The following is a 24,080-nucleotide window of genomic DNA, read 5'->3' on the forward strand; positions in this document are numbered from 1 at the left end:
GCGCGGGGAGAGCCGACCCGGTTCGCCCCGCGCCCCGTCGCGGGCTCGCCCCGCGCCTACTCGAGTCGGCCGCGTCTCCGGGTCGCACCCGCGCCCGAGGACGCCGCCCGCACGGGGCGACCGATCAGCGACCCGCGGCCGGCGGGGCGGCGGTGCTCGCTCGCACGACCAGCCGCGTGGGCAGCACCTCGAACGAGGGCTCCTCCCCCTCGATCCCCGCGACCACGGCCCCGACGGCTCGGCGGCCGAGCTCGGCGAAGTCCTGCCGCACGGTCGTGAGGGGAGGCCGGTAGTCGGCGGCATCCGCGATGTCGTCGAAGCCGACGACGCTGACGTCGCCGGGCACGAGACGGCCGGCGTCCGCCAGCCCGCGCAGCAGGCCCAGGGCGGACTGGTCGTTCGCTGCGAACACGGCCGTCGCATCGGGCGGGAGCGCGCTCGACGCGGAGTGGCCCGTCGCGGCGGTCCAGTCGCCGCGCAGCACGGGCGGCGGCTCGACGCCCGCCGTCGCGAGCGCCTCGCGCCATCCGCGCTCCCGCTCGGCCGACGCGAACGAGTCCGCGGGTCCGGCGAGGTGCCACACGGTCGCGTGCCCGAGGCCGAGCAGGTGCTCGACGGCGGCCCTCGCGCCGCCCGCGTGATCGCTCTGCACGACCCGCACGTCTCCGGCCGGCTCGGGCGCGTCGACGACGACGAGGGCGACCGACGGGACGCCCGATGCCGAGCGCACGATCGCCGTCGCCTCATTGAGGACGACGGCACCGTCGACACCCTGGTCTCGCAGCCGCTCGAAGGCCCCTGCGACGTCGCCGCCCGCGCCGAGCGTCACGACGACGAGGGCATAGCCGCGGGCTGCCGCGGCATCCGCCACCGCCTGCAGCATGTGCGAGTTGCCGACCGTCGCGAAGGTCGACGCGACGAGCCCGATCGTGTGCGTCCGCCCTGTCCGCAGCGCGCGCGCCGCGGCGTGAGGCCGGTAGCCGAGGCGTTCCATGGCCTGCTCGACGCGGGCGCGCGTGGCGGTGTCGACGCGCGGGCTGTCGTTGACGACGCGCGAGACCGTCTGTCCCGACACTCCCGCGAGGGCAGCGACGTCGGCCATCGAGACCCGCTTGGCGGGGTCGGCCGGCGCTCGCCTGCTCGCGCTCGCCCGCTTCTGCTCCCGCTCGAGCCGGAGCAGTGCGCGGATGTCGGCGTCCACTCGAGTCCTCCCGTCGGTACTCCGGCATGTTGACGATAACACAGCCATTCAGGTACCGTGTTGACGTGAACACACCTGCGAACGGCGCGGATGCCTCACCGCAGCAGCTCGGCGCAGGCGTCGTCAAGCGGGCGACACGCCTCGCCGACGGCCGTGAGCTCGTCTACTACGACGATCCGGACACGACCCTCGGCCCCGAGCGGGCTCTCGACGCGCGAACGCTCGACCTGCGCCCCGAGACCGCGGCCATGCGGCTCGACGCGCTGACGGGCGACTGGATCACGGTCGCCGCCGCGCGGCAGAACCGCGTCATGCTCCCGAGCGCCGATCTCGACCCTCTCGCTCCCCAGTCGCCGTCCAATCCGTCCGAGATCCCCGCCCGCTACGACGTCGCGGTCTTCGAGAACCGGTCGCCCGCGTTCGGCCCCGCTCTTGCGCAGGCCGCCGGAGGGGCCCCAGCGGCGCTCGACCCCCCGCGCGGGCTCGAGGATCTCGTCACCCTCGGCCTCGGCCGCACCCGCACCTCCGTCGGCAGATGCGAGGTCGTCTGCTTCAGCCCCGAGCACGAGGGGTCGTTCGGCACACAGACCGTGACGCGCGCACGGACGGTCATCGAAGCGTGGGCCGACCGCACGGCAGCGCTCTCGGCCCTCCCCGGCATCGAACAGGTCTTCCCGTTCGAGAACCGCGGCGAGGCGATCGGCGTCACGCTTGCCCATCCCCACGGGCAGATCTACGCATACCCGTACGTCACGCCCCGCACGACGCGTCTGCTCGCGAGCATCGACGCACTGGGCGCCGACCTGTTCGCGCGGATCCTCGCGTTCGAGCAGGCGTCGGAGCGCGTCGTCCTGCGCGGCGAGCACTGGAGCGCGTTCGTGCCGTTCGCGGCGCGCTGGCCCCTCGAGGTCCACCTCCTGCCGCACCGCCACGTGCCCGACTTCTCGGCCTTGCGCGACGAGGAGCGCGACGAGCTCGCCCCGCTCTACCTGCGGCTGCTCCGGGGCGTCGACGCCCTGTACGACACGCCCACGCCGTACATCGCGGCGTGGCATCAGGCTCCCGTCCGCGTCGGCAGGGACGCCGTGCGCCTGCGCCTCGAGCTCACGAGCCCGCGACGCGGCTCCGACAGGCTCAAGTTCCTCGCAGGCTCCGAGGCCGCCATGGGCGCGTGGACGGCCGAGATCCCGCCCGAGGCGGCCGCCGGCCGGCTGCGTGCCGCACTCGCCGACGTTCCCCCCGTCGAAGGGATCGCCCGGTGACGGCTGCAGGCAAGGCCCACGCGCTGTTCGCCTCGCTGACGGATGCCGAGCCCGAGGGCCTCTGGTCGGCGCCCGGGCGCGTCAACCTCATCGGCGAGCACACCGACTACAACGACGGGTACGTCCTGCCGTTCGCGATCGGGCACCGCACGCACGTGGCGCTCGGCCACCGCTCCGACGCGCGCATCCGGGTCGCGTCGACGTTCGCACGCGAGGCGGTCGAGGTCGCGATCGACGACCTGGACCGCCTCTTCCCGAGCGGGCGCGAGACGGTCGCGGAGTGGTCCAGGTATCCGCTGGGCGTCGCGTGGGCGCTGCTGCGCGCGACAGGCGCCCGCCCCGGCGCCGGCGTCGACCTCGCGATCGCCAGCGATGTCCCTGTCGGCGCCGGGCTGTCGTCCTCCGCCGCGATCGAGAGCGCGACCGCCGTCGCGCTGAGCGACGTGTGGGGCCTCGACCTCGACGCGTCCGCCCTCGCGCAGATCGGCCGCACGGCCGAGAACGACGCGGTCGGCGCTCCGACGGGGATCATGGACCAGACCGCGTCCATGCTCGGCGAGGTCGACTCCGCGATCTTCCTCGACTGCCGCTCGCTCGACACCGCGATCGTCGACCTGGGCTTCGCGGCGGCCGGACTCGACCTCCTCGTCGTCGACACGCGCGTCGCGCACTCGCACGCGACGGGCGGCTACCGCGCGCGCCGTGAGGCGTGCGAGCGCGGCGCCGCCATCATGGGCGTCCGCGCGCTGCGCGACCTCGCACCCGGCGACCTGGCGAGGGCGGCCGAGGCCTTGGACGAGATCACGTTCCGGCGCGTGCGACACGTCGTCAGCGAGAACCGGCGCGTCCTCGACGCCGTGCGCGCGCTCCGCACGAGCGGCCCCGTCGCGATCGGCGACCTCCTCGTCGCATCGCACGCGTCGATGCGCGACGACTTCGAGATCTCCGTCCCCGAGCTCGACACGGCAGTCGAGGCATCCCTCGCCGCCGGCGCCCTCGGGGCCCGCATGACGGGCGGCGGCTTCGGCGGCGCCGCCATCGCGCTCGTTCCGCACGCGAGGACGCGTGCCGTGACGGATGCCGTGACCGCTGCGTTCGCGGCATCCGGCTTCCGCCCGCCGCACGTGTTCACGGTGACGCCGTCGGCTGGAGCACGCCGCGACGCCTGAGCCGCAGCGCACGTCACCGGCCCCGCAGATCAGCCGCAGCGCACACCCGCCGAAGCGCACATCGGCCGCGCACGTCACCGCAGCCCACGTCCGGCCGCGCACGTCACCGCAGCGCACGTCCGGCCGCGCACGTCACCGCAGCGCACACCACCCGCAGCGCACACCCGCCGCCGCGCACATCAGCCGCCGCGCACATCCGCCGCCGCGCACATCGGCCGCAGCGCACGTCACCCGTCGCGTACGACGGGCGGTGCGCACCGCTACGGCAGCGGCGGGAGGCTCTCGGTCTGGTGGATCCAGAGTGTCAGGACGTCCGCGGGCCCGACCTCGAACTCGAGCGTCGTCGTGCCCGCGACGGTCGCCCACAGCCTGACGTGACTCAGCTCGTCCAGTCCGTCGAACTCCGGGCAGGCGTCCTCGCCGGACGCCGCGAGCAGGAGCACGGGCGTCGCGTACCCCTCCCACGACGACTGCTGCGAGTCGTCGGCGGACGCGATCGCCTGGCACGGGCCCGTGTACTCGTCGAACTGCTGGACTTCGCCGTAGAGGATGTAGTGCTCGCCGAAGTGGTCCGTCGCGGCGCCCGCGACCGCCGTGAACCCCGCGTCGTCGAGCCCGGGGAACGAGGCGAGGTCGAGCGGCGCATCCGCGGCGCCATCGCCGGTGCCGGCGCCATCGCCGGTGCCGGCGTCGTCGCCCGTCTCGGCGTCGCCGGCGACCGGCCCGGGTGCGTCGTCACCCGTCTGCCCGGCGGGAACCGCGCCGCGCGTCACGCTCTCGGCCCACTCCTGCACCGAGCCGTAGGAGCTCGTGATGTAGAGCCCCGCGAGAAGCACGAGGATCGACGTCACGAGGGCGAGACCGCCGAGGACCGTGCCGGTGATCGCAAGCCCCTTCGCGCGCTTGAGCGCGAGAGCCAGGATGCCGAGCACGACTGCCGCGAGACCCAGGACCGTGCCCACGACCGGGAACCACCCCAGAAGGAAGGCGACGATGCCGACGATGAGCGCCGCGATGGACAGACCCTTCCGCCGCGGCGCCACGGCGACCGGCGGCGCACCGAAGCCCGTCACCGCGTACGGCTCGTGGACCCCGGGCGACGGCGGATATGCGGGTGCGAAGTCGACCGCGTAGGGCGGCTGGAAGCCTGCCGCCGCCGCATCGGCGGGCGGGTGCTCGACGAGCGGGTCCTCCGTCGCGGTGGCGGCCGCGAGGGGCACCGAGGCGGTCGGGGGGATCGGCGATTCGGGCGCGGCGGCGTCAGGGCCGTCGGGTGCGGCGGGGGTCATGCGGTCAGTATCGTGGACCGCCGAGGGCCGAACCGCACTATCCACGGCCGTCGTGACGTCTGCTCCCGTTCACGGGCCGCGATCGCGCCCTGGCGTGTCGCGCCCGCGCGATCTAGCGTCGGAGTCGGAACCGGGGCGTCCCGGCCCCGCGAAGGGAGCGCAGCGTGGCCTACATCACCGTCGGAACCGAGAACTCGGTCGACATCGAGCTGTTCTACACCGATCAGGGCTCCGGCCAGCCCGTCGTTCTGATCCACGGGTTCCCGCTCGACGGCGAGTCGTGGCGTCGTCAGTCCGCCGCCCTGCTCGACGCGGGATACCGGGTCATCGCGTACGACCGGCGCGGGTTCGGCTCGTCGACGAAGGCCGGGTCGGGGTACGACTACGACACGTTCGCGGCGGACGTGAACGCCCTCATCGAGGACCTCGACCTCACGGATGTCGTCCTCGTCGGCTTCTCCATGGGCACGGGAGAGGTCGCGCGCTACCTCTCCCGCTACGGCACGGGCCGAGTCGCCAAGGCGGCGTTCCTCGCATCGCTCGAGCCGTTCCTCCTCCAGACCGACGGGAATCCCGGGGGAGCCGGCCCGCAGGACTTCTTCGACGGCATCGCGGCGGCGGTCCGCGCCGACCGCTGGGCCTTCCTCACGGGGTTCTTCGCGGACTTCTACGATCTCGACGCGAACCTGGGCAGCCGCGTCTCGCAGGAGGCCCTCGCCGCCAGCGTTCAGGTGGCCAACCACGCGGGCAACACGGCGATCGCGGCGGCACCCCTCACGTGGCCGACCGACTTCCGCGGCGACATCCCCGCCATCACGGTGCCCGCGCTCATCCTGCACGGCACGGCCGACAAGATCCTGCCGATCGACGCCACGGCCCGCCGTTTCCGCGAGCTCCTTCCGGAGGCGACCTACGTCGAGCTCGAGGGCGCGCCCCACGGGCTGCTGCTGACGCACGCCGACGAGGTCAACGACGCGCTGCTCTCGTTCCTGCGCGAGTGAGAGAGGCGATCGCGTGTCGCATGCCTGAACCACCCGTCGTCCGCATCCGGCACGGCCTCGTGCGAGGCCGCTGGCGCGGCGACCCGGGGGCACCCGGCGCATCCGCGGCCTTCCTCGGCATCCCGTTCGCCCAGGCGCCCGTCGGCGACCTCCGCTTCGCCGCGCCCGTGCCACCCGAGCCGTGGGAGGGCGTGCGCGACGCCCTCGAGCACGGAGCGACGGCGCAGCGCGGCGACATGGGGGTCACGCTCATCCCCGAGCCCTCGATCCCCGGCGACGCGACGCTCAACGTCGACGTCTTCACGCCTGCGCCGGGAGATGCGGATGCCGCGCTTCCCGTGATCGTGTGGATCCACGGCGGCGGCTACACGGCCGGCTCGCCCGCGAGCCCGTGGTACGACGGCCGTGCCTTCAACCGCGACGGCGTCGTCACGGCGACGATCTCGTACCGCCTCGGATTCGACGGCTTCGGGCACATCGCCGATGCGCCGGGCAACCGCGGCGTGCGGGACTGGCTCGCGGCCCTCGAGTGGGTCCAGGAGAACATCGCCGCGTTCGGCGCAGACCCCGCGCGCGTCACGATCGCGGGTCAGTCCGCGGGAGGCGGCGCCGTCCTGACACTGCTCGGGATGCCGGCGGCCCAGCATCTCTTCCACGGCGCGTGGGCGCTGTCGGGCGCGCTCGCCGACGTGTCGCGCGAGCGCGCGCGCACGGTCTCGGCCCGTCTCGCACACCTCGCCGGCGTCTCCCCGAACCGCGAGGGCTTCGCGTCGGTGCCCGAGTCGCGGCTGCGCGAGCTGCAGGAGCCCGCGACCTCGATCGAGTCGAGGAGTCCGCTCACGGCCGTGCACAGCGTGCTCGAGGACGGGCTGCCCTGGGGACCCGCGATCGACGGCGACCTCCTCACGCGCCCGACGATCGAGTCGCTGCGCGCGGGCGTCGGCGCCGACAAGCCGCTCGTCCTCGGCGCCGCCGACGACGAGTTCACTCCCCTGCTGGATGCCGCGCGCCGCCCGCTTCGCGTCGTGCCGCCGGGCTTCGCACTCGGCAGGCTCCGGCTCGAGCGCGCCGTGCTGACGGCCTATCTCGCGGACAACCGCGCCCAGCAGCGCAAGGGCACGGCGGCCGTGCTCGGCCGCTTCGTGACCGACCGCGTGTTCCGCACGGCGGTCGTGCGCGTCGCGGAGGCCCGCGGCGGCGCCCCGACGTGGACGTATCGGTTCGCGTGGGTCTCGCCCGTGAAGTCCTGGGCCCTACACTGCCTCGACGTGCCGTTCTGGTTCGACTGCCTCGACGCGCCCGGCGTCGCGCGCATCGCGGGAGACGCCCCGCCGCGACGCCTCGCCGCGGCGCTGCACGGCGCAGCCGCGGCGTTCGCGCGCGACGGCGATCCCGGCTGGCCCGCATGGTCGGCGTCGCCCGGTGCGACGCGCGTGTTCGGGGGCGCGGCATCCCTCCCCGACGTCGAGCGCGACGGATTCGCCGAGGTGCGCGCGCTCCTCTGACCGCCCTGCGCCCGGCCTCGCGGCGGAGGCTACCCGGCGCGCCCGCGGCGCGGCGCGGGGCCCGCGGCGCGGCGCGGGGCCCGCGGCGCGGCGCGGGGCTGCGACCCGGCGGGCGGGTGCGGCTCAGTGCAGCGCCGACGACTGAGCACACCCCCCGACTCCGTGCGGCGCCTTCCACTCAGCACACGGCCGGCGACTCCACTCTGCGCCCACGATTCCGCGCGGCGGCCGCGACTCAGCACAGCCGCCGCGACTCAGCGCAGCGCCCGCGACTCAGCGCAGCGCCGGGATGACCTCGTGCTCGAACAGCTCGATCCCGGAGCGGTCGTACGCGTGCTCGGGGAAGTAGTGGATCGCGTAGCCGAGCCCCGCACCGGCCCGCGCCCGCAGCCGCTCGACGATCTGCTCGGGAGTTCCGAAGGCGTCGGAGCTCAGGTAGTCGTGCTCGACGACCTTCGCGCGCTCCTCGCCGATGTAGGGCGTGAGCCGCGCGACCACGGCGTCGAGCCGATCGCGCGCCTCGGCCTCGGTCGCGCCGACGATCGTGTTGAAGTTCGACGACAGCGTGATCTCGCCGGGATCGCGGCCGAGCATCGTGCAGTGGTCGCGCAGGATGTCGCGCTTGCGTCCGAACTCCTCGAGCGAGCCCGCGAAGTTCGTGTAGGTCGCGTACTGCGCCGCGATCTTCAGCGTCACCTTCTCGCCTGCGCCGGCGACCCAGATCGGGATGCCGCCCTCCTGGAGCGGGAGGGGACGCACGATCGCGCCGTCGACCTGGTAGTGCGTGCCGTCGAGCGTCGCGGTCCCGGTCGTCCACGCCTGGTGGAAGATCTCGACGCCTTCGCGCAGCATCCTGAGCCTTTCGGGGATCGGCGGGAAGCCGTAGCCGTACGCGCGCCACTCGTGCTCGTACCAGCCGCCGCCGATTCCCATCTCGACGCGTCCGCCCGAGACGATGTCGACCGTCGCGGCGACCTTCGCGAGATACGCGGGGCTGCGGTAGCCCATGCACGTGCACATCTGGCCGAGACGGATGCGGTCGGTGACGGCGGCGAACGCCGACATGAGCGTCCAGGCCTCGTGCGTGGCCTGCTCGCTCGGGACCGGCACCGTGTGGAAGTGGTCGTAGACCCACAGCGACTCCCACGCGCCCTCGTCGGCGCGCTGCGCGAGCTCGCGCATGACACGCCACTGGTCGGTCGGTGCGATGCCGACGAGATCGTGACGCCAGCCCTGGGGGATGAATGTTCCGAAGCGCATGTCACTCACACTATTGCGGATGCCGCGCCTCGGCGATCGCGTCTCCGAATCGGTTCGACCCGCCGCGCGCCGTGTCCCCGTTCGACCGGCCCGGTCCCGCGCGATCCGGGACATGCCCGGAGTGGGGTCGATGTGCCGTCCCCGGGTGCGCGATGCGCGACGAGCTCAGGATGCCGCGGCTGCACGCACGACGACCGCGTGCGGCATCCTGACCCTCATGACCTCGATCGCGGCGGGGTTGTCGTCGACGAGGACGGCGTCGCGGCCCAGCGCCGACGCGACGGCGCCCGTCGTGCCGCTGCCCGCGAAGAAGTCGAGCACGCGGTCGCCTGGGCGGCTCGACGCCTGCACGATGCGGCGCAGGACGCCCTCGGGCTTCTGCGTCGGATAGCCCGTCTTCTCGCGTCCCGACGTCGGCACGATCGTGTGCCACCACACGTCCGTCGGGAGCTTGCCGCGCTCCGCCTTCTCGGGCGGGACGAGCCCGGGGGCCATGTACGGCTCCCGGTCGACACCCTCGGAGTCGAACCAGTACCGCCCGGGGTCCTTGACGTACACGAGGATCGTGTCGTGCTTCGTGGGCCAGCGCTTTCGCGTCTTCGCACCGTAGTCGTACGCCCAGATGAGCTCGTTGAGGAATCTGTCGCGGCCGAACAGCGCGTCCAGCAGCACCTTCGCGTAGTGCGCCTCGCGGTAGTCGAGGTGCAGGTACAGCGTGCCGTCGTCGGCGAGCAGCCGCCACGCCTCTTCGAGCCGGGGCTCGAGGAACCCCCAGTAGTCGTCGAACCGGTCGTCGTAGGCGCGGAGATCGCCCCGCAGCCGCTCGTAGTCGCGCCCGTGGAAGCCGCGGCGAACGAGCGGGCGAGCCACGTCTCCTGCAGAACTCCACGGATCCGCGTGCGGGCCGGGCGACTCGCCGTCCACAGGCCCGCGGTCGGCCCCGTTCTGTGGAGTTCTGCTGCGCGCCGTCTCGACGGCCTTCTCCTGCGGGCGACCTGTGTTGAACGGAGGGTCGAGGTAGATGACGGTGAACGAGCCGTCGGCGAAGCCGCGGATCACCCCGAGGTTGTCGCCCTCGTGGATCTCGACGGCGCCGCGGGGCGCGGCATCCGTCTCGGCGGCACCCGTCTCGGCGTCGTCCGAGCCCCGCGTCACGGAACCCTGTGCAGCCATGACTCGGTCGCGAACTTCGACGCGACGAGAGCCTCGGCCTCGGCGTATTCCTCTTCCGTGATATGTCCGGGGACCGCGCCGTAGAGGTTCGCGAACGTCTCGATGAAGCGCTCGATGATCGCCTCGCGGGGAAGGCCCGTCTGGCTGCGGAGCGGGTCGACCCGCTTCGCCGCAGACACCGTGCCCTTGTCGCTGAGCTTCTCCCGCCCGATGCGGAGCACCTCGGTCATGACCTGGCCGTCCATGTCGTAGCTCAGGGTCGCATGGTGGAGCACGCCGCCGTTGGCGAGGCGCTTCTGCGCCGCACCCCCGATCTTGCCCTGCGGGGAGGCGATGTCGTTGAGGGGCTGGTAGACCGCCTCGATGCCGAGCGAGCGCAGCGCCTGCAGCACCCAGTCGTCGAGGAAGGCATACGAGTCCGCGAACGTGAGCCCTGCGACAAGGGATGCCGGAACGTACAGTGAGTACGTCACGATCGAGTTCGCGCCCATGAGCATCGCGCCGCCGCCCGAGATGCGCCGCACGACGTCGAAGCCGTGCTTCGCGGCACCGTCGGGGTCGATCTCGTTGCGGTACGACTGGAACGACCCGATCACGACGGCGGACTCGTCCCATTCCCACAGCCGCAGCGTCGGGTTTCGGCGTCCGTCGCCGACGCGGGTCGTGAGGACTTCGTCGAGCGCGAGGTTCATGCGCGGCGAGACCGGCCCGTCGTGCACGATCTCCCACGAGAAGTCGCGCCAGCCGGGCGCCGTCACGAGAGCACGCCGGACGGCCGTGCCGACGGCCTCGGGGGTGAAGCCGAGCAGCTGCGCGCCGTCGGGGAGAGCCGAGCGGACCGCCGCCGCGATCGTCGTGACGTCGGCCTCGACGGGCAGGCCCTCGACGGCCGCGTCGATGTCGCCGAGCGCATCGTCGGGCTCGAGGAAGAAGTCTCCCGCGAGGTGGAATCCCGCGATGCGACCGTCCTGCACCTCGAGGTCGACGACGACGAGCTTTCCGCCCGGCACCTTGTATTCCCCGTGCATGTCCCCAGCCTATTCGCGCCCGCCCGTCGCGAGGCGGCCGTGTCCTGCCGCGGGGCGTCCAGGACCCGCCGTGCGGATGCCGCGGACGCGGCGTTGCCTGGACACCCGGCTGACAGCGGATGCCCTGGCGGGCCTGCTAGGGTAGGGGTGCGGCATCCCGAGCCGCTGCGTCGTCGTCACGCTTCCCGGCCTTCCGGCTGCGGCATCTTTCGAACGGCGAACCGATGCGCGAATCCGCGCCGTCGCCACCCCGCACCCGTCGCCGCCCTCACACGGCCGTGCCTCTGTGCGCCCCCACCTGAAAGCACCCATGACTTCTTCCTTCCTCTCTCTCGGCGTGCCCGAGAGCCTCGCATCCGTTCTCGCCGCCGACGGCAAGACGGCCCCCTTCGCGATCCAGCGCGACACCCTGCCCGACGCGCTCGCCGGGCGCGACGTCCTCGGCCGCGGCCGCACCGGATCGGGCAAGACCATCGCGTTCGCGCTCCCGCTCGTCGCGCGTCTGTCCGGCGCCTTCGCCGCGCGCCGCACCCCCGGCCGCCCGCGCGGTCTCGTGCTCGCCCCGACCCGCGAGCTCGCCTCGCAGATCGCCGCGACCATCGCTCCGCTGGCGGATGCCGTGGGCCTCACCGTCACGACGATCTTCGGCGGTGTGAGCCAGCGTCCGCAGGAGGACGCCATGCGTCGCGGCGTCGACATCGTCGTCGCGTGCCCGGGCCGGCTCGAGGACCTCATGAAGCAGAAGGTCGTCGACCTCGGCGCGATCGAGATCACGGTCCTCGACGAGGCCGACCACATGGCCGACCTCGGGTTCCTCCCCGGCGTGACCCGCATCCTCGCAGCCACTCCGCAGGGCGGGCAGCGGATGCTCTTCAGCGCGACCCTCGACCGAGGCGTCGACGCGCTCGTCACGCGGTTCCTCCGCGACGAGGTGCGACACGAGGTCGACGAGGCCAGCGTGCCGCAGGGCGCCATGACGCACCGCGTGTTCGTCGTCCCCGGCGCCGACGAGAAGACGGCGCTCGTGCGCCACCTCGCGTCCGGCCACGGCCGCCGCATCCTCTTCACCCGCACGAAGCACCAGGCCAAGAAGCTCGCGAGGCAGCTCACGGCCTCCGGCATCCCCGCGGTCGACCTGCACGGAAACCTTTCGCAGAACGCCCGGGAGCGCAACCTCGCGGCCTTCGGCGCGGCTCCGGATGCCGGAGGCGTGCGCGTGCTCGTCGCGACGGATGTCGCAGCCCGCGGCGTCCACGTCGACGACGTCGAGCTCGTCGTGCACGTCGACCCGCCGGTCGAGCACAAGGCGTACCTGCACCGCTCGGGCCGCACGGCCCGCGCGGGCGCCGAGGGGATCGTGGTGACGGTCGCGCTCGATGCGCAGCGTCGCGAGGTGAAGGACATCCTCGGCAAGGCCAAGATCTCGGCCGCGCTCGAGTCCGTCGACCCGCACGGCGACACTGTCGCGGCGCTCGTCGGCCAGCCCGCTCCGCACGTCACCCCCGCACCCGTCGTTGCCGAGACCCGTCAGGGCGCCCAGCGTCAGCAGCAGGGCGGCCGCTCGGCGACCGGACAGCGCTCGGGGTCGGGTCGGGGCTCGGGGTCGGGTCGGGGTTCGGGTTCGGGCTCTGGGTCGGCGCAGCGCTCCGGGTCCGGGTCGGGCTCGGGCTCGGGCTCGGGCTCTGGGTCGGCGCAGCGCTCCGGGTCCGGGTCGGGCTCGGCGCAGCGCTCCGGGTCCGGGTCGGGCTCGGCGCAGCGCTCCGGGTCCGGGTCAGCGCAGAGAGACGGCTCGGTCTCCGGCTCGTCCGCGCGCTCCGGGTCCGGGCAGCGCCAGGGCTCTGGTCGCCGCGGCGGTCAGAGTGCGGGCTCGGGCCGCGCAGCATCTGCCGGCGGCACGTCCTCGGCCGCTGCTCGTCCCGCGCGCCCGACCACGGGCATGACGGTCGGCGAGATCCAGGCGAACGCCCGCCGGGGCGCGCCGCGCCGCGCGCGCGGCTGACCCCGCTCCCAGACCAGGTGCGCATGTGGTCGGAATCCATCCACGATTCCGACCACACCGCACCCCTGCGCGCTCACGCCCGCAGCCTCAGGTCGCACATACGGTCGCGACCCCGCCCCGGAAGCGACCACACGGCACCCCAACGCGCCCCCGACATACGTCGCGCAAACGGCCGCAACCCCGCCCCGGAAGTGACCACACGGCACCCCAACGCCCCCGGACACACGTCGCGCAAACGGTCGCAACCCCGCCCCGGCAGCGACCACACGGCACCCCAACGCGCCCACACCCCCGACAGACGTCGTGCATATGGTCGCAACCCCGCCCCGGAAGCGACCACACGGGGCACCCAACGCCTCCCGGACACACGTCGCGCAACGGTCGCAACCCCGCCCCGGAAGCGACCACACGGCACCCCAACGCGCCCCCGACATACGTCGCGCAAACGGCCGCAACCCCGCCCCGGAAGTGACCACACGGCACCCCAACGCCCCCGACATACGTCGCGCATATGATCGCAACCCCGCCCCGGAAGTGACCACACGGCACCCCGACGCCCCCGGACACACGTCGCGCAAACGGTCGCAACCCCGCCCCGGAAGCGACCACACGGCACCCCAACGCCTCCCGGACACACGTCGCGCAACGGTCGCAACCCCGCCCCGGAAGCGACCACACGGCACCCCGACATCCCCCCTCGACCCAGAGGCAGACGCCGCAGGCCGGCGCGGCGTCAGTGCGACGTGCACGCCTGACCGTTGAGCCGGAACTGCCAGGGCGCTTCGGCGGCGCCCCTGCCCGTCACGACGAACGCGGTCTTCTTGCCGGGCGCGAGCTTGCCGAGGAGTCTCGGCCCCGTCACCGTGACGTCGGGGCCCGCCTGCGCGAACGAGCCGCCGACGACCGTCCTCACCCGCTGCGTGCCGCCGAACGTCCACGCGAGCGTCCACGGACTGAGGGTCGCCGTGCCCCTGTTCTCGACCGTGACGGCGGCCGCGAACCCGGAGCCGAGCTTCGTGCCGATCACCCGCACGTCGCATGCGAGAGGCGCGACCGCGGGGCTCGCGAGCGCCACCAGCTCGCGCGCCTGCACGGCGAACCACTGGCCGGCGGCGGGGTCCTCGATGCCGCGCACGGGATCGAGCGGTCCTGCCGTGCCGCGGTAGCACGTGCCGTCCGACTCGCCCGGCACCTTGATCCACAGGTAGGCGTCGACGAGCGGGACGCCCGTGTTCGTCGTGGGAACGGCGCCGAGGCCGCGGCCGGGCGGATTGCACCAGTCCTCCTGATCGGGAGCCGCCTGCCACGGCCCCTGCCCGTTGCGGCTCGTGTCGATCACGTATCGCGTCGAGGCCGCGACGGCTCCGAGCTGTGACGCGTACCGCGAGTCGACGCCGTCGGTGTTCAGCGCCGGGTCGGGATCGCCCGCGCTCCACTGTCCGTAGTTCGACATCGCGACACCGCTCCAGTTGTTGGCCGGTCCCCCGTTCCAGTACTGGTTGCCGCATTCCGCGAAGCTGCCGGACGGGACCTCGGTCACGAACGCGATGCACGATGAGATCCATCGGCCGTATGCCGTCAGGTTCGCCGTGAACTGGTAGTTGGACGCGTTGAGGAAGAATCCGTCCGCCTTCTGCACTCCTCCCTTGAGAAGCCGGTCCGAGATCTCGCCGACGTTGAGCCACCCCGAGTGGACTCCGTCGAGATAGACGGATGCCGCGGGCAGCGCGGCAAGCGCATCGACGGCGTGGTTGAGCTGCGCGAAGCGGTCCGCCGTCGCCGTCGCGGGGTCGAGCTCGACCGGCTGGCACCAGTCCTTGCTTCCGTCGAGGCTCGTGTAGTGCGGGATGATGCCGAGGCCGTCGGGCTCGAGGATGACGGTCGCCGGCCGGGCGCCGATCCCCGCGGCGAACGCGTCGATCCATGCAGCGTAGGCCGCGGTGTTCTCCGCGCCGCCCGCCGAGTACTGCGCGCAGTCTCGGAAGGGGAGGTTGTACGCGACGAGCACCGGCATCCTGCCCGCCTTCGCCGCGGCCGTGACGACCCCGTCGACGGCGGCCCTCACCTCGGCCGGCGTGCCTTTCGTGAACCAGTCGGCGGAGGGGATGCTGCCGAGCAGCTGCGCGTCGGAGCGGGACTGCCCGGAGAGGCCCTGTGCGGCCTCGAGCGTCGTGTTGAGCGGATTGACGTACAGTCCTGAGCCCGCGAGGCCGGAGCTGTCGGCTGCCGCGGCGCTCGCGGCGAGGGGAACGACGACGGCGGTCGCGATGAGCGCCGCCGCGGCGACCGCCGTGCATCGGAGCGCACGTGATCTGCGGGGTCGGGGGAACATTCGGTGCCTCCAGAGTCGTCATCGACGGCGCCGACGTCGTCGTCGACGCGAGGGGCAGGATGCCTCATCCGCTCATGGGAGCGCTCCCACATGTCCCTCAAGGGTCAGGATGCCCGCTCGGGACCTCCGCGTCAACGGCCTCTCAGTCGCGCGCGGGAAACCGCGCTGCGAGCCACGCCAGCAGGTCCGCCCGCACCTCGGTCTGCATGACCTCGTTGAAGATCTCGTGACGCGCGTCGGGGTACACGAGGGTCGTGACGTCGGTGAGCTTCGACCTTTCGCGGTACGCGGCGGCGAGCCGGTGCACGCTGCGCGGTCCGCCGACGGGGTCGTCGCGTCCCACCATCAGCAGGACGGGGATGTCGCGGCCGAGGTCGGCCCGCGGCTTGCCGATGAGCCGCAGCACGTCGAACGGCCCGAAGAGCCTCGGCAGCGGCACCGTCGTCGTGAGCGGGTCCTCGAGGAACGCCCGGCCGACGGCGGCGTCGGTCGAGAGCCACTCCACGCCCGTCGCGCCCGCCGTCCTCCACCGCTTGTTGAGATCGCCCGAGTTGAGCGACCCCGGCCAGCGCAGCGACGAGCCGCTCAGGATGACGGCGTCGTACGCCTCGGGATGGTCGTTCACGAGGATCTGCGCGAGGAACGAGCCCCACGAGTGACCCAGGATGACGAGGGGGAGCTCGGGGTTCTCGTCGCGGATCAGCTGCGTGAACTGCCAGACCGCCGCGACGGCGGCTCGGTGCCCCCCGGGGCCGAGGCGGCCGAGCTTGGCCGCGTCGTCGCCGTGCTGCCGCATGCCGGTGCGCCCGTGCCCGCGGTGATCGTCGACGTAGACGGTGTACCCGGCGGCGGTGAGAGCGTCGATGGCGGCCGCGTATCGCCCCGCGTGCTCCCCCACGCCGTGCAGAAGCTGGACGACGGCCCGGGGGGCGATCGTCGAGGGATGGACGTCGTAGACGATCGCAACGCCGTGCGCGTCGGTGAACTCCGGCATGCGGTCGAGTCTAGGCATCCCATTTACTTAGCAAGACTAATGAGCTATGCTAAGTATTCTCATGAGTCATGCCGACAGCCCTCCCGTCCCTGCAGAACCTCTCCACGCGACGGGAGAGTCCGCCGATCTCGCCTCCTCGTTCCGCATGGCGACATTCCGCCTCGCCCGGCGGCTGCGGGCGCAGCGCGCCGTCGACTCGCTCAGCGACGGCCAGTTCGCCGTCCTGGCCGCGCTCAAGATGTCGGGGCCGCGCACGCTCGGCGAGCTGGCAGACCGGGAGCGCGTGACGCCGCCCTCCATGAATCGCACCGTGAATTGCCTCGAGGAGTCCGGCTACGTGACCCGCACGCCCGACGCCGACGACCGCCGCAAGGTCAACGTCGCCGTCACGGACGAGGGCCGCGCCGTCGTCGACGAGACGATCCGCCGTCGCGACGCGTGGCTCGAGGAGGCGCTCGCCTCGCTCGAGCCCGACGAGCGTCGCACCCTGGCCGCCGCCGCAGAGATCATGCGGGAGGTCGCCGCACGATGAGCGCCATGTTCCGCTCCTTCTCCGTCTTCAACTACCGCGTCTGGTTCATCGGCGCTCTCGTCTCGAACGTCGGGGCGTGGATGCAGACGACCGCCCTCAGCTGGGTCGTGCTGACGGAGCTGACGAACAACGACGCGGCCGCGATGGGCGTGACGATGGCGCTGCAGTTCGCGCCGCCGCTGCTGCTCGTGGGCGTGACGGGCTGGGTCGCCGACAAGTTCGACCGCCGCCGCCTGCTCCTGCTGACGCAGAGCTCGCTCCTGCTGATCGGCGCCGTGATCGGCATCCTGCTCCTCGCGGGGGTCATGACGCTGCCGCTCATGTACGTCTTCGCGCTCGCGCTCGGACTGGTCACGGCATTCGACAACCCCACCCGGCAGGCGTTCGTCTCCGACCTCGTCTCTCGCGAGAACGCGTCGAACGCGGTCGCCCTGAACGCGGCGTCGTTCAACGGCGCGCGCATGATCGGTCCCGCTGTCGCGGGCATCGTCATCGTCGCGGTCGGCACGGGCTGGGTCTTCCTCGTCAACGCCGTCACATTCCTCGCGATGATCGCGGCGCTGTCGCTGATCCGCACGCGCGATCTCATCCCCCGCGTCAAGGCGCCCGGCGCCGCGCGCCTCGCCGACGGGTTCCGCTACGTCGGGAAGCGCCCCGATCTCATGGTGGCGTTCGCGATGGTGTTCCTGCTCGGCGCGTTCGGCCTGAACTTCCCCATCTTCGCCTCGACGATGGCGCTCGAGTTCGGCCAGGATGCCGACGGGTACGGACTGCTCAGCTCGATCCTCGCGATCGGCTCGCTCGCCGGCGCCCTCCTCGCGGCGCGGCGCGACCGCGCGCGCCTTCGCGTCGTCGTCACGGGCACCGGGATCTTCGCGGTCGCCGCGACCGTGTCGGCGTTCATGCCGAACTACTGGGCGTACGCCGCGACGCTCATGTTGACGGGCTTCGCGATCGTGACGACCCTCACGACCGCCAACGGCTACGTGCAGACGACGACCGACCCGGCGCTGCGCGGACGCGTCCTCGCGCTGTACATGGCGATCCTCTTGGGCGGGACCCCGATCGGCGCCCCGATCATCGGGTGGGTGGCCTCCGAGTTCGGACCGCGCGTCGCGATCCTCGTGGGCGCCGCGGCGGCGATCGTCGCGTTCTCGATCGGGGCGATCTGGATGCTGTCCTCCGGCCGCTTCCATCGCCACTCCGAGCGGCGTTTCCTCCTCACGATCGACGAGACGCTGCCGATCGGGGTCGTCGCGCCCGAGGAGTTCTCCGACGAGATCGCGGGCACGACGTCGATCCCGCTTCCCGCGCAGGAGTCCCCCGCGACGGTGGCCTCACGCCGCGCGGGCTGACGCGGCCTCGCGCGACGCGCGCCGTCCGCGTGGCGCGACCCGCGCGCCGCCCGCCCGGTCGCGCTCCATCATGACGTGTCCCCGACGGGCCGGGTCGAGTCGCGGACGACGAGCTCGGGGCGGAAGACGATGTGCCCGCGCGACGGCGCACCGCCGCTCTGAAGCTCCAGCAGCAGGTCGACGGCGGTCGATCCGATGAGCGTGGCGGGCTGTCGCACCGAGCTGAGCGGGATGACGGCCGCCGCGGAGAAGTCGATGTCGTCGTAGCCGATGAGCGCGATGTCGTCGGGCACGTGCACGCTGCCGGTCATGACGAGGCTCTGCAGCACGCCGAGGGCGATCAGGTCGTTGGCGGCGAAGATCGCGTCGGGGCGGACCGCGGCATCCCGCTCGAGGATGCGGCGCCCCGCGCGGCGACCTTCGTCGACCGTCAGCGCGTCCGTGCCGAGGAACTCGAGCGCGCCGCCCGCCGCCGCCACGGCGGACTGGGCACCGGCGAGGCGGTCGGACACCTGCCGGATCGAGACGGGCCCGCCCACGAACGCGATGCGCCGGCGACCCGTCTCGAGCAGGTGCGCCGCCGCGATCCGTCCGCCTTCGTGGTCATCGACGGCGACCGACGCGAACGTGGGGTCGTGCGACTCGCGATCGACCAGGACGGTCGGGATGCCGTGGTCGCGCATGCGCGCCAGGCGGGCCATGCTCTCCGCGACGGGGGTGACGAGCACGCCGAACATGCGCTGCTCCTCGAAGAGGTCGAGGAGCAGCGTCTCGCGCTCCTGCTTCTCGTCGCTGTTGGCGACCAGGACCGAGAGTCCGTGCTCTCCCGCGCGCTCTTCGGCCCCTCGTGCGACCTCGGTGAAGAACGGGTTGCGCAGGTCGAGCACGACGAGCCCGATCGTACGGCTGCGCCCTGCGCGCAGCTGGCGCGCCGCGTCGTTGCGCACGAAGCCGAGACGCTCGATCGATGCCTGCACCCGCGCGACGGTGTCGGGTGAGACCTTGCCGGGCCGGTTGAGGACGTTGGACACCGTGCCGACGGAGACGCCTGCGTCATCGGCGACATCGCGCACGCTCACTGCCATCGGTCCCCCTTCGGTGCACTCTATCTGACGCATGAAACGAATCAGTAACCATCGCTCAGACGAGCTTGACATCCCCTGAGCCGATCGCATAACCTCGCGTCGGTGGATGTGAAACGATTCACTCTCTCAACGACGAGGACGGGGTGAGGGACTGCATGAGCACAACGCCGGTGCTGGAGCTCAGGGACGTGAGCAAGGCGTTCGGAGCGGTGATCGCGTTGCGGTCCGGCACGATCGCAGTCGATTCGGGCTCGATCCACGCGCTCGTGGGCGAGAACGGCGCCGGCAAGTCCACCCTCGTGAAGATCGTCGCGGGTCTGTACCAGCGCGACGGCGGCACCCTCCGCCTTCGCGGCGAGGACGTCGACTTCTCCTCCACCGCCCAGTCGAAGGCTGCAGGGGTCGCCGTCATCTACCAGGAGCCGACGCTCTTCCCCGACCTCTCGGTGACCGAGAACATCTTCATGGGCCGTCAGCCCACGGGAAGGCTCGGGCGCATAGACCGGAAGGCCATGCGTCACGAGGTCGAACGCCTCTTCACGCGCCTCGGCGTCGTCATCGACCCCGACCGGCCCGCCGAAGGTCTGTCGATCGCCGACCAGCAGGTCATCGAGATCGCGAAGGCCGTGTCGCTGGACGCATCCCTGCTCATCATGGACGAGCCGACCGCCGCGCTCTCGGGCGTCGAGGTCGAGCGCCTCTTCACGATCGCGCGGAGCCTGCGCGACGAGGGCCGTGCCCTCATCTTCATCTCGCACCGCTTCGACGAGGTCTTCGCCCTGTGCGACACGATCACCGTCATGCGAGACGGCGCGTACATCGCGACGAGCTCCATCGCCGGCACGAGCGTCGACCGCATCGTTCGGCAGATGGTGGGACGCGAGGTCACCGAGCTGTTCCCGAAGCAGGACACGACCGCCGGCGCGCCTCTCCTCGAGGTGGAGGGCCTCACGAGCCCCGGCGTCTTCCACGACATCTCGTTCACGGTTCGCGCGGGTGAGATCGTCGCCCTCGCGGGGCTCGTGGGCGCCGGACGCAGCGAAGTCGCGCGCGCCGTGTTCGGCGTCGACCATTACCGAGATGGCACCGTGCGGGTCAACGGCAGGACAATCGCGCGCGGTCGGCCGGCCGAGGCGATGCGCGCGGGGCTCGCCCTGGTCCCCGAGGATCGGCGCAAGCAGGGGCTCGTCGTCGAGTCGAGCGTCGGGAACAACATCACGCTCGCGATCCGGCACCAGCTCTCGCGGTTGGGCCTCTTGACGGTCGGCATGCAGAACCGAGCCGCCAGGGAGTGGGCGAGTCGGCTCGAGGTGAAGTCGTACGCCCTCGACACCGTCGCGGCCACGCTGTCGGGCGGCAACCAGCAGAAGGTCGTCCTCGCGAAGTGGCTCGCGACGGAGCCGAAGGTCCTCATCATCGATGAGCCCACGCGAGGCATCGACGTCGGGACGAAGGCCGAGGTCCACCGTCTGCTCTCCCAGCTCGCCGCCGATGGGAAGGGCATCCTCATGATCTCCTCCGAGCTCCCGGAGGTGCTCGGCATGGCCGACCGCATCCTCGTCATGCGTGAGGGACGCCTCACGGCAGAGATTCCCCGGTCGGAGGCGTCCTCGGAGAACGTCATGCTCGCCGCGACCCATGCATCGGAGCAGCTCTCGTGACCGCCGCTCCCACGACCCGCATCCCCGTGTCCGGACTCGCGAAGTCGATCGGGACGCTGGGCCGGGCACGCGAGCTCGGCATCCTGCTGGCCCTGGTCCTCGTCGTGATCGCCGCCACGGCGAAGAACCCCGCCTTCCTGTTCAGCGCAGACGGCTGGCGCGACCTTCTCCTGACGCCGTCGATCCTCGTGCTCGTCGCCGTAGGACAGGCGATCGTCATCATCACTCGCAGCGTCGACCTGTCGGTCGGCTCTGTCATGGGACTTTCCGCCTACCTCACGGGGCGCCTCTTCATCGACCTGCCGTCGCTGCCGATCCCGCTCGTCGTGCTCCTCGCCGTCGCCTTCGGCGCGCTCCTCGGTCTCATCAACGGCGCCCTCGTCGCGTTCGGCAGGGTGCCCGCGATGGTCATCACGCTCGGAACGCTGTATGCATACCGCGGCATCAACGTGCTGTGGGCCGGGAGCAGCCGGGTCAACGCGTCCGACATGCCCGACGACTTCCTGGCCCTCGGCACGGGATCGATCCTGTGGATCCCGATCCTCTCGATCGTCGCCTTCGTCGTGCTGGCAGCGGCCGCCTGGCACATGCGAAACACGCGCGGCGGCCGAGAGTACTACGCGATCGGGTCCGACCCGGCTGCGGCGCAGCTCTACGGCCTGCGCGTCACACGGCGCGTGCTCACGGCCTTCATCCTGTCCGGAGCGCTCGCAGGCCTCGCAGGCGTCTTCTACGCGGCCCGATACGGATCTGTGAGCTCGCAGGCAGGCGCCGGATGGGAGCTGGATGCCGTCGGTGCCGCGGTCATCGGCGGCGTCGCGATCACCGGCGGCGTCGGATCGGTCTGGGGCGCCGCGATCGGAGCCGTGCTCCTCATGACGATCAACCGGGCACTTCCCATCCTCGGCATCCCCGACTTCTGGCAGCGCGCCGTCGTCGGCGTGCTCATCATCGGCGCGATCGTGCTCGACCGCCTCCTCGCGGTGCGGCAGAGACGGCGGCTCATCGAGGCGAGGGACGAATCATGACCGAGACCGAGACCGAGACCGCGACGACGGCGTCCGCCCGCGTCGTCCGCGATCACGACCGCCCACTGTGGCGCCGAGTCGTGCTCACGCGTGAGTCGGCGATCGTCGCACTGCTGATCCTCGTCGTGATCGTCGCGTCCGCGACGGTGCGCGGATTCGGCCAGCCCATCACCCTGACCTACCTGCTGCTCGACATCGCGCCGATCCTGCTGATCGGCCTGCCCATGACGCTCGTCCTGATCACGGGTGAGATCGACCTCTCGGTCGGCAGCATGGTCGGGCTCGCGAGCGTCGTGACGGGGGTCGGCGTCCAGGCGGGTCTGCCGTTCGAGCTGGCCGCCCTCCTCGCGCTCCTCGTCGGCGTGGTCGGCGGGGCGTTCAACGGCTTCCTCGTCACGGTCGTCGGTCTGCCATCGCTCGCCGTCACGATCGGAACGCTCGCGCTGTTCCGCGGCCTCGCGGTGGGGCTGTTGGGAACCACCGCCGTCACGGCGTTCCCGCAGGCGTGGACCTCCCTCGCGAAGGCGAGGATCGCCGGCACGACGATCCCGTACATCACGGTGCCGTTCCTGATCCTGCTCGTGATCTTCGCGGTGCTGCTGCACTTCACGCCGTTCGGGCGGGGCGTCTACGCGATCGGGCTGTCGAAGGATGCCGCACGCTTCTCCGGTGTCGACGTCGAGCGCACGAAGCTCATCCTGTTCGTCCTCTCGGGGCTCGTCTCGGCACTCGCGGGCGTGTACTACACGCTGAGGTTCGGCAGCGCGCGGGGCGACAACGCGACCGGACTCGAGCTCCAGGTGATCGCGGCCGTCGTGCTGGGCGGGGTCTCGGTCTTCGGCGGCCGGGGGCAGCTGTACGGCGTGGTCGCCGCGGCGCTCCTGATCGGCGTGCTCTCGAGCGCGCTGCGCCTCGCGAACGTCACCTCCGACGTCATCAACATCATCACGGGTGTGCTCCTCGTGCTCTCGGTCGTCACCGCGAGCGTGCTCACGTGGCTCCAGCGGGCACGGCGCCGCCCACCCCGAACGCCCCGCGCGGCGGCCTCCACGGCAACATGACGAGGTCGCTTCCCCAGCCGGCGGCATCCGTCGCCGTGCCGTCCACGAAAGGAACAGAACAATGAGGTCTGCACACAAGCGTGCCGCTGCCATCGCGGCCGTCGCCGTGACGGCGGCGCTCGCTCTCGCCGGCTGCGCCGACACCGGCCCCTCCGGAGCCCCCACCGACGGCGGCGGCGACGCCGCCAATCTGTCGATCACGTTCCTGCCCAAGAACCTGGGAAACCCGTACTTCGACACATCGAGCAAGGGCGGCAAGGCCGCCGTCGAGGAGTTCGGCGGCACATTCGCCGAGGTGGGTCCCGCCGAGGCGACACCCGACGCGCAGGTGAGCTACATCAACACGGCGACGCAGCAGGGTGTGGGCGCGCTCGTCGTCTCGGCCAACGATCCGCAGGCCATCTGCGACGCCCTCAACGAGGCGCGAGACAACGGCGTGAAGGTCGTCACGTTCGACTCCGACACCAACCCCGACTGCCGCGACCTGTTCATCAACCAGGCCACGGCCGACGGCATCGCGAAGATCCAGGTCGATCTCATCGCCGAGCAGATCGGCGATGCCGGCGAGATCGCGATCCTCTCGGCATCCGCCAACGCGACCAATCAGAACGCATGGATCGAGCAGATGAAGTCGCTGCTGGCGTCGGATCACCCCGGCATCACGCTCGTCGAGACGGTCTACGGGGACGACGACGACCAGACGTCGTTCGACAAGACGGCCGCGCTCCTGCAGTCCCACCCGAACCTCAAGGGCATCATCTCGCCCACGACGGTCGGCATCGCGGCGGCGGCCCGCTACCTGTCGACGTCGGACTTCAAGGGCAAGGTCGCTCTCACGGGCCTGGGCACGCCGAACCAGATGCGCGAGTTCGTCGAGGACGGCACCGTCACGTCGTTCGCGCTGTGGAACCCCGAAGATCTCGGCTACCTCGCGGCGTGGGCCGCGCAGGCGCTCATCACGGGCGAGGTCACGGGCGCGGAGGGCGACACCTTCACAGCCGGCAAGCTCGGCGAGTACACGGTGGGTGCGGATGCCACCGTGCTCCTCGGCGACCCGTACGTGTTCGACAAGGACAACATCGGGGACTTCGACTTCTAGCGAGTCGACGGCCCGGCCGGCATCTCCGATGTCGTCCGGGCCGCCC

General features: G+C 71.9%; 19 protein-coding genes. 11 read left to right on the forward strand and 8 right to left on the reverse strand.

Annotation, left to right across the window (positions count from 1 at the left end; genetic code table 11):
* Nucleotides 1–124 precede the first annotated feature (124 nt).
* Nucleotides 125–1,102 (reverse strand): LacI family DNA-binding transcriptional regulator, encoded by a 978-nt coding sequence (locus FHS08_RS04340; RefSeq protein ID WP_167039600.1) that lies wholly within the window; start codon nt 1,100–1,102, stop codon nt 125–127.
* Nucleotides 1,103–1,266: 164 nt separating this feature from the next.
* On the opposite strand from FHS08_RS04340, the gene galT reads away from it, so the two are divergent.
* The gene (gene galT / locus FHS08_RS04345; protein ID WP_341800300.1) at nt 1,267–2,463 is read left to right on the forward strand and encodes a galactose-1-phosphate uridylyltransferase; all 1,197 of its coding nucleotides are present in this window, start codon (nt 1,267–1,269) and stop codon (nt 2,461–2,463) included.
* A complete protein-coding gene (gene galK, locus FHS08_RS04350) occupies nt 2,460–3,632 on the forward strand; it encodes a galactokinase (protein ID WP_167035784.1) in 1,173 nt (390 codons plus the stop codon). Before galT ends, galK begins: the two co-directional genes overlap by 4 nt.
* 260 nt (nt 3,633–3,892) lie before the next feature.
* Here the strand turns inward: galK and FHS08_RS04355 are convergent, their stop codons facing one another.
* The gene (locus FHS08_RS04355; protein ID WP_167035786.1) at nt 3,893–4,921 is read right to left on the reverse strand and encodes a DUF4190 domain-containing protein; all 1,029 of its coding nucleotides are present in this window, start codon (nt 4,919–4,921) and stop codon (nt 3,893–3,895) included.
* 164 nt (nt 4,922–5,085) lie between these two features.
* Here FHS08_RS04355 and FHS08_RS04360 point away from each other — a divergent pair, with 164 nt between their 5' ends.
* On the forward strand, nt 5,086–5,922 hold the full coding sequence (locus FHS08_RS04360; RefSeq protein ID WP_167035789.1) for an alpha/beta fold hydrolase: 837 nt from the start codon (nt 5,086–5,088) through the stop codon (nt 5,920–5,922).
* A 20-nt stretch (nt 5,923–5,942) separates the two neighbouring features.
* Nucleotides 5,943–7,427 (forward strand): carboxylesterase/lipase family protein, encoded by a 1,485-nt coding sequence (locus FHS08_RS04365; RefSeq protein ID WP_167035792.1) that lies wholly within the window; start codon nt 5,943–5,945, stop codon nt 7,425–7,427.
* A 273-nt stretch (nt 7,428–7,700) separates the two neighbouring features.
* Here the strand turns inward: FHS08_RS04365 and FHS08_RS04370 are convergent, their stop codons facing one another.
* From FHS08_RS04370 to lplAB, 3 genes are all read right to left on the reverse strand, one after another.
* Complete coding sequence (locus FHS08_RS04370) at nt 7,701–8,687, reverse strand: LLM class F420-dependent oxidoreductase (RefSeq protein ID WP_167035795.1); 987 nt, start codon at nt 8,685–8,687, stop codon at nt 7,701–7,703.
* 165 nt (nt 8,688–8,852) lie between these two features.
* Nucleotides 8,853–9,860: a DNA-methyltransferase gene (locus FHS08_RS04375; RefSeq protein WP_167035798.1), complete on the reverse strand. Its 1,008-nt coding sequence runs from the start codon at nt 9,858–9,860 to the stop codon at nt 8,853–8,855.
* Complete coding sequence (gene lplAB, locus FHS08_RS04380; protein WP_167035801.1) at nt 9,839–10,888, reverse strand: lipoate-protein ligase LplAB; 1,050 nt, start codon at nt 10,886–10,888, stop codon at nt 9,839–9,841. Before lplAB ends, FHS08_RS04375 begins: the two co-directional genes overlap by 22 nt.
* Before the next feature lie 310 nt (nt 10,889–11,198).
* Between lplAB and FHS08_RS04385 the strand changes: the two genes are divergently transcribed.
* Nucleotides 11,199–12,887, forward strand: a complete 1,689-nt coding sequence (locus tag FHS08_RS04385) for a DEAD/DEAH box helicase (RefSeq protein WP_167035804.1) — start codon at nt 11,199–11,201, stop codon at nt 12,885–12,887.
* Nucleotides 12,888–13,620: 733 nt separating this feature from the next.
* Here the strand turns inward: FHS08_RS04385 and FHS08_RS04390 are convergent.
* Entirely contained in the window at nt 13,621–15,219 is a 1,599-nt protein-coding gene (locus tag FHS08_RS04390; RefSeq protein ID WP_167035808.1) for a glycoside hydrolase family 6 protein, read from the reverse strand.
* 142 nt (nt 15,220–15,361) lie between these two features.
* Nucleotides 15,362–16,213: an alpha/beta fold hydrolase gene (locus FHS08_RS04395; protein WP_167035811.1), complete on the reverse strand. Its 852-nt coding sequence runs from the start codon at nt 16,211–16,213 to the stop codon at nt 15,362–15,364.
* Between the two features lie 61 nt (nt 16,214–16,274).
* Between FHS08_RS04395 and FHS08_RS04400 the strand changes: the two genes are divergently transcribed.
* Entirely contained in the window at nt 16,275–16,745 is a 471-nt protein-coding gene (locus tag FHS08_RS04400; protein WP_424960787.1) for a MarR family winged helix-turn-helix transcriptional regulator, read from the forward strand.
* Between the two features lie 5 nt (nt 16,746–16,750).
* Nucleotides 16,751–18,100 (forward strand): MFS transporter, encoded by a 1,350-nt coding sequence (locus FHS08_RS04405; RefSeq protein ID WP_170283253.1) that lies wholly within the window; start codon nt 16,751–16,753, stop codon nt 18,098–18,100.
* 68 nt (nt 18,101–18,168) lie between these two features.
* On the opposite strand, the gene FHS08_RS04410 is transcribed toward FHS08_RS04405, so the two are convergent.
* Entirely contained in the window at nt 18,169–19,185 is a 1,017-nt protein-coding gene (locus FHS08_RS04410) for a LacI family DNA-binding transcriptional regulator (RefSeq protein ID WP_170283254.1), read from the reverse strand.
* 155 nt (nt 19,186–19,340) lie between these two features.
* Between FHS08_RS04410 and FHS08_RS04415 the strand changes: the two genes are divergently transcribed.
* From FHS08_RS04415 to rhaS, 4 genes are all read left to right on the forward strand, one after another.
* The gene (locus tag FHS08_RS04415; protein ID WP_167035819.1) at nt 19,341–20,846 is read left to right on the forward strand and encodes a sugar ABC transporter ATP-binding protein; all 1,506 of its coding nucleotides are present in this window, start codon (nt 19,341–19,343) and stop codon (nt 20,844–20,846) included.
* On the forward strand, nt 20,843–21,874 hold the full coding sequence (locus FHS08_RS04420) for an ABC transporter permease (RefSeq protein ID WP_341800301.1): 1,032 nt from the start codon (nt 20,843–20,845) through the stop codon (nt 21,872–21,874). Before FHS08_RS04415 ends, FHS08_RS04420 begins: the two co-directional genes overlap by 4 nt.
* The gene (locus tag FHS08_RS04425) at nt 21,871–22,935 is read left to right on the forward strand and encodes an ABC transporter permease (protein ID WP_167035822.1); all 1,065 of its coding nucleotides are present in this window, start codon (nt 21,871–21,873) and stop codon (nt 22,933–22,935) included. The genes FHS08_RS04420 and FHS08_RS04425 overlap by 4 nt, the downstream gene beginning before the upstream one ends.
* Nucleotides 22,936–22,996: 61 nt before the next feature.
* Nucleotides 22,997–24,034: a rhamnose ABC transporter substrate-binding protein gene (gene rhaS, locus FHS08_RS04430; protein WP_167035825.1), complete on the forward strand. Its 1,038-nt coding sequence runs from the start codon at nt 22,997–22,999 to the stop codon at nt 24,032–24,034.
* Nucleotides 24,035–24,080 lie beyond the last annotated feature (46 nt).

The organism is Microbacterium ulmi (assembly GCF_011759705.1).
GTDB lineage: Bacteria > Actinomycetota > Actinomycetes > Actinomycetales > Microbacteriaceae > Microbacterium > Microbacterium ulmi.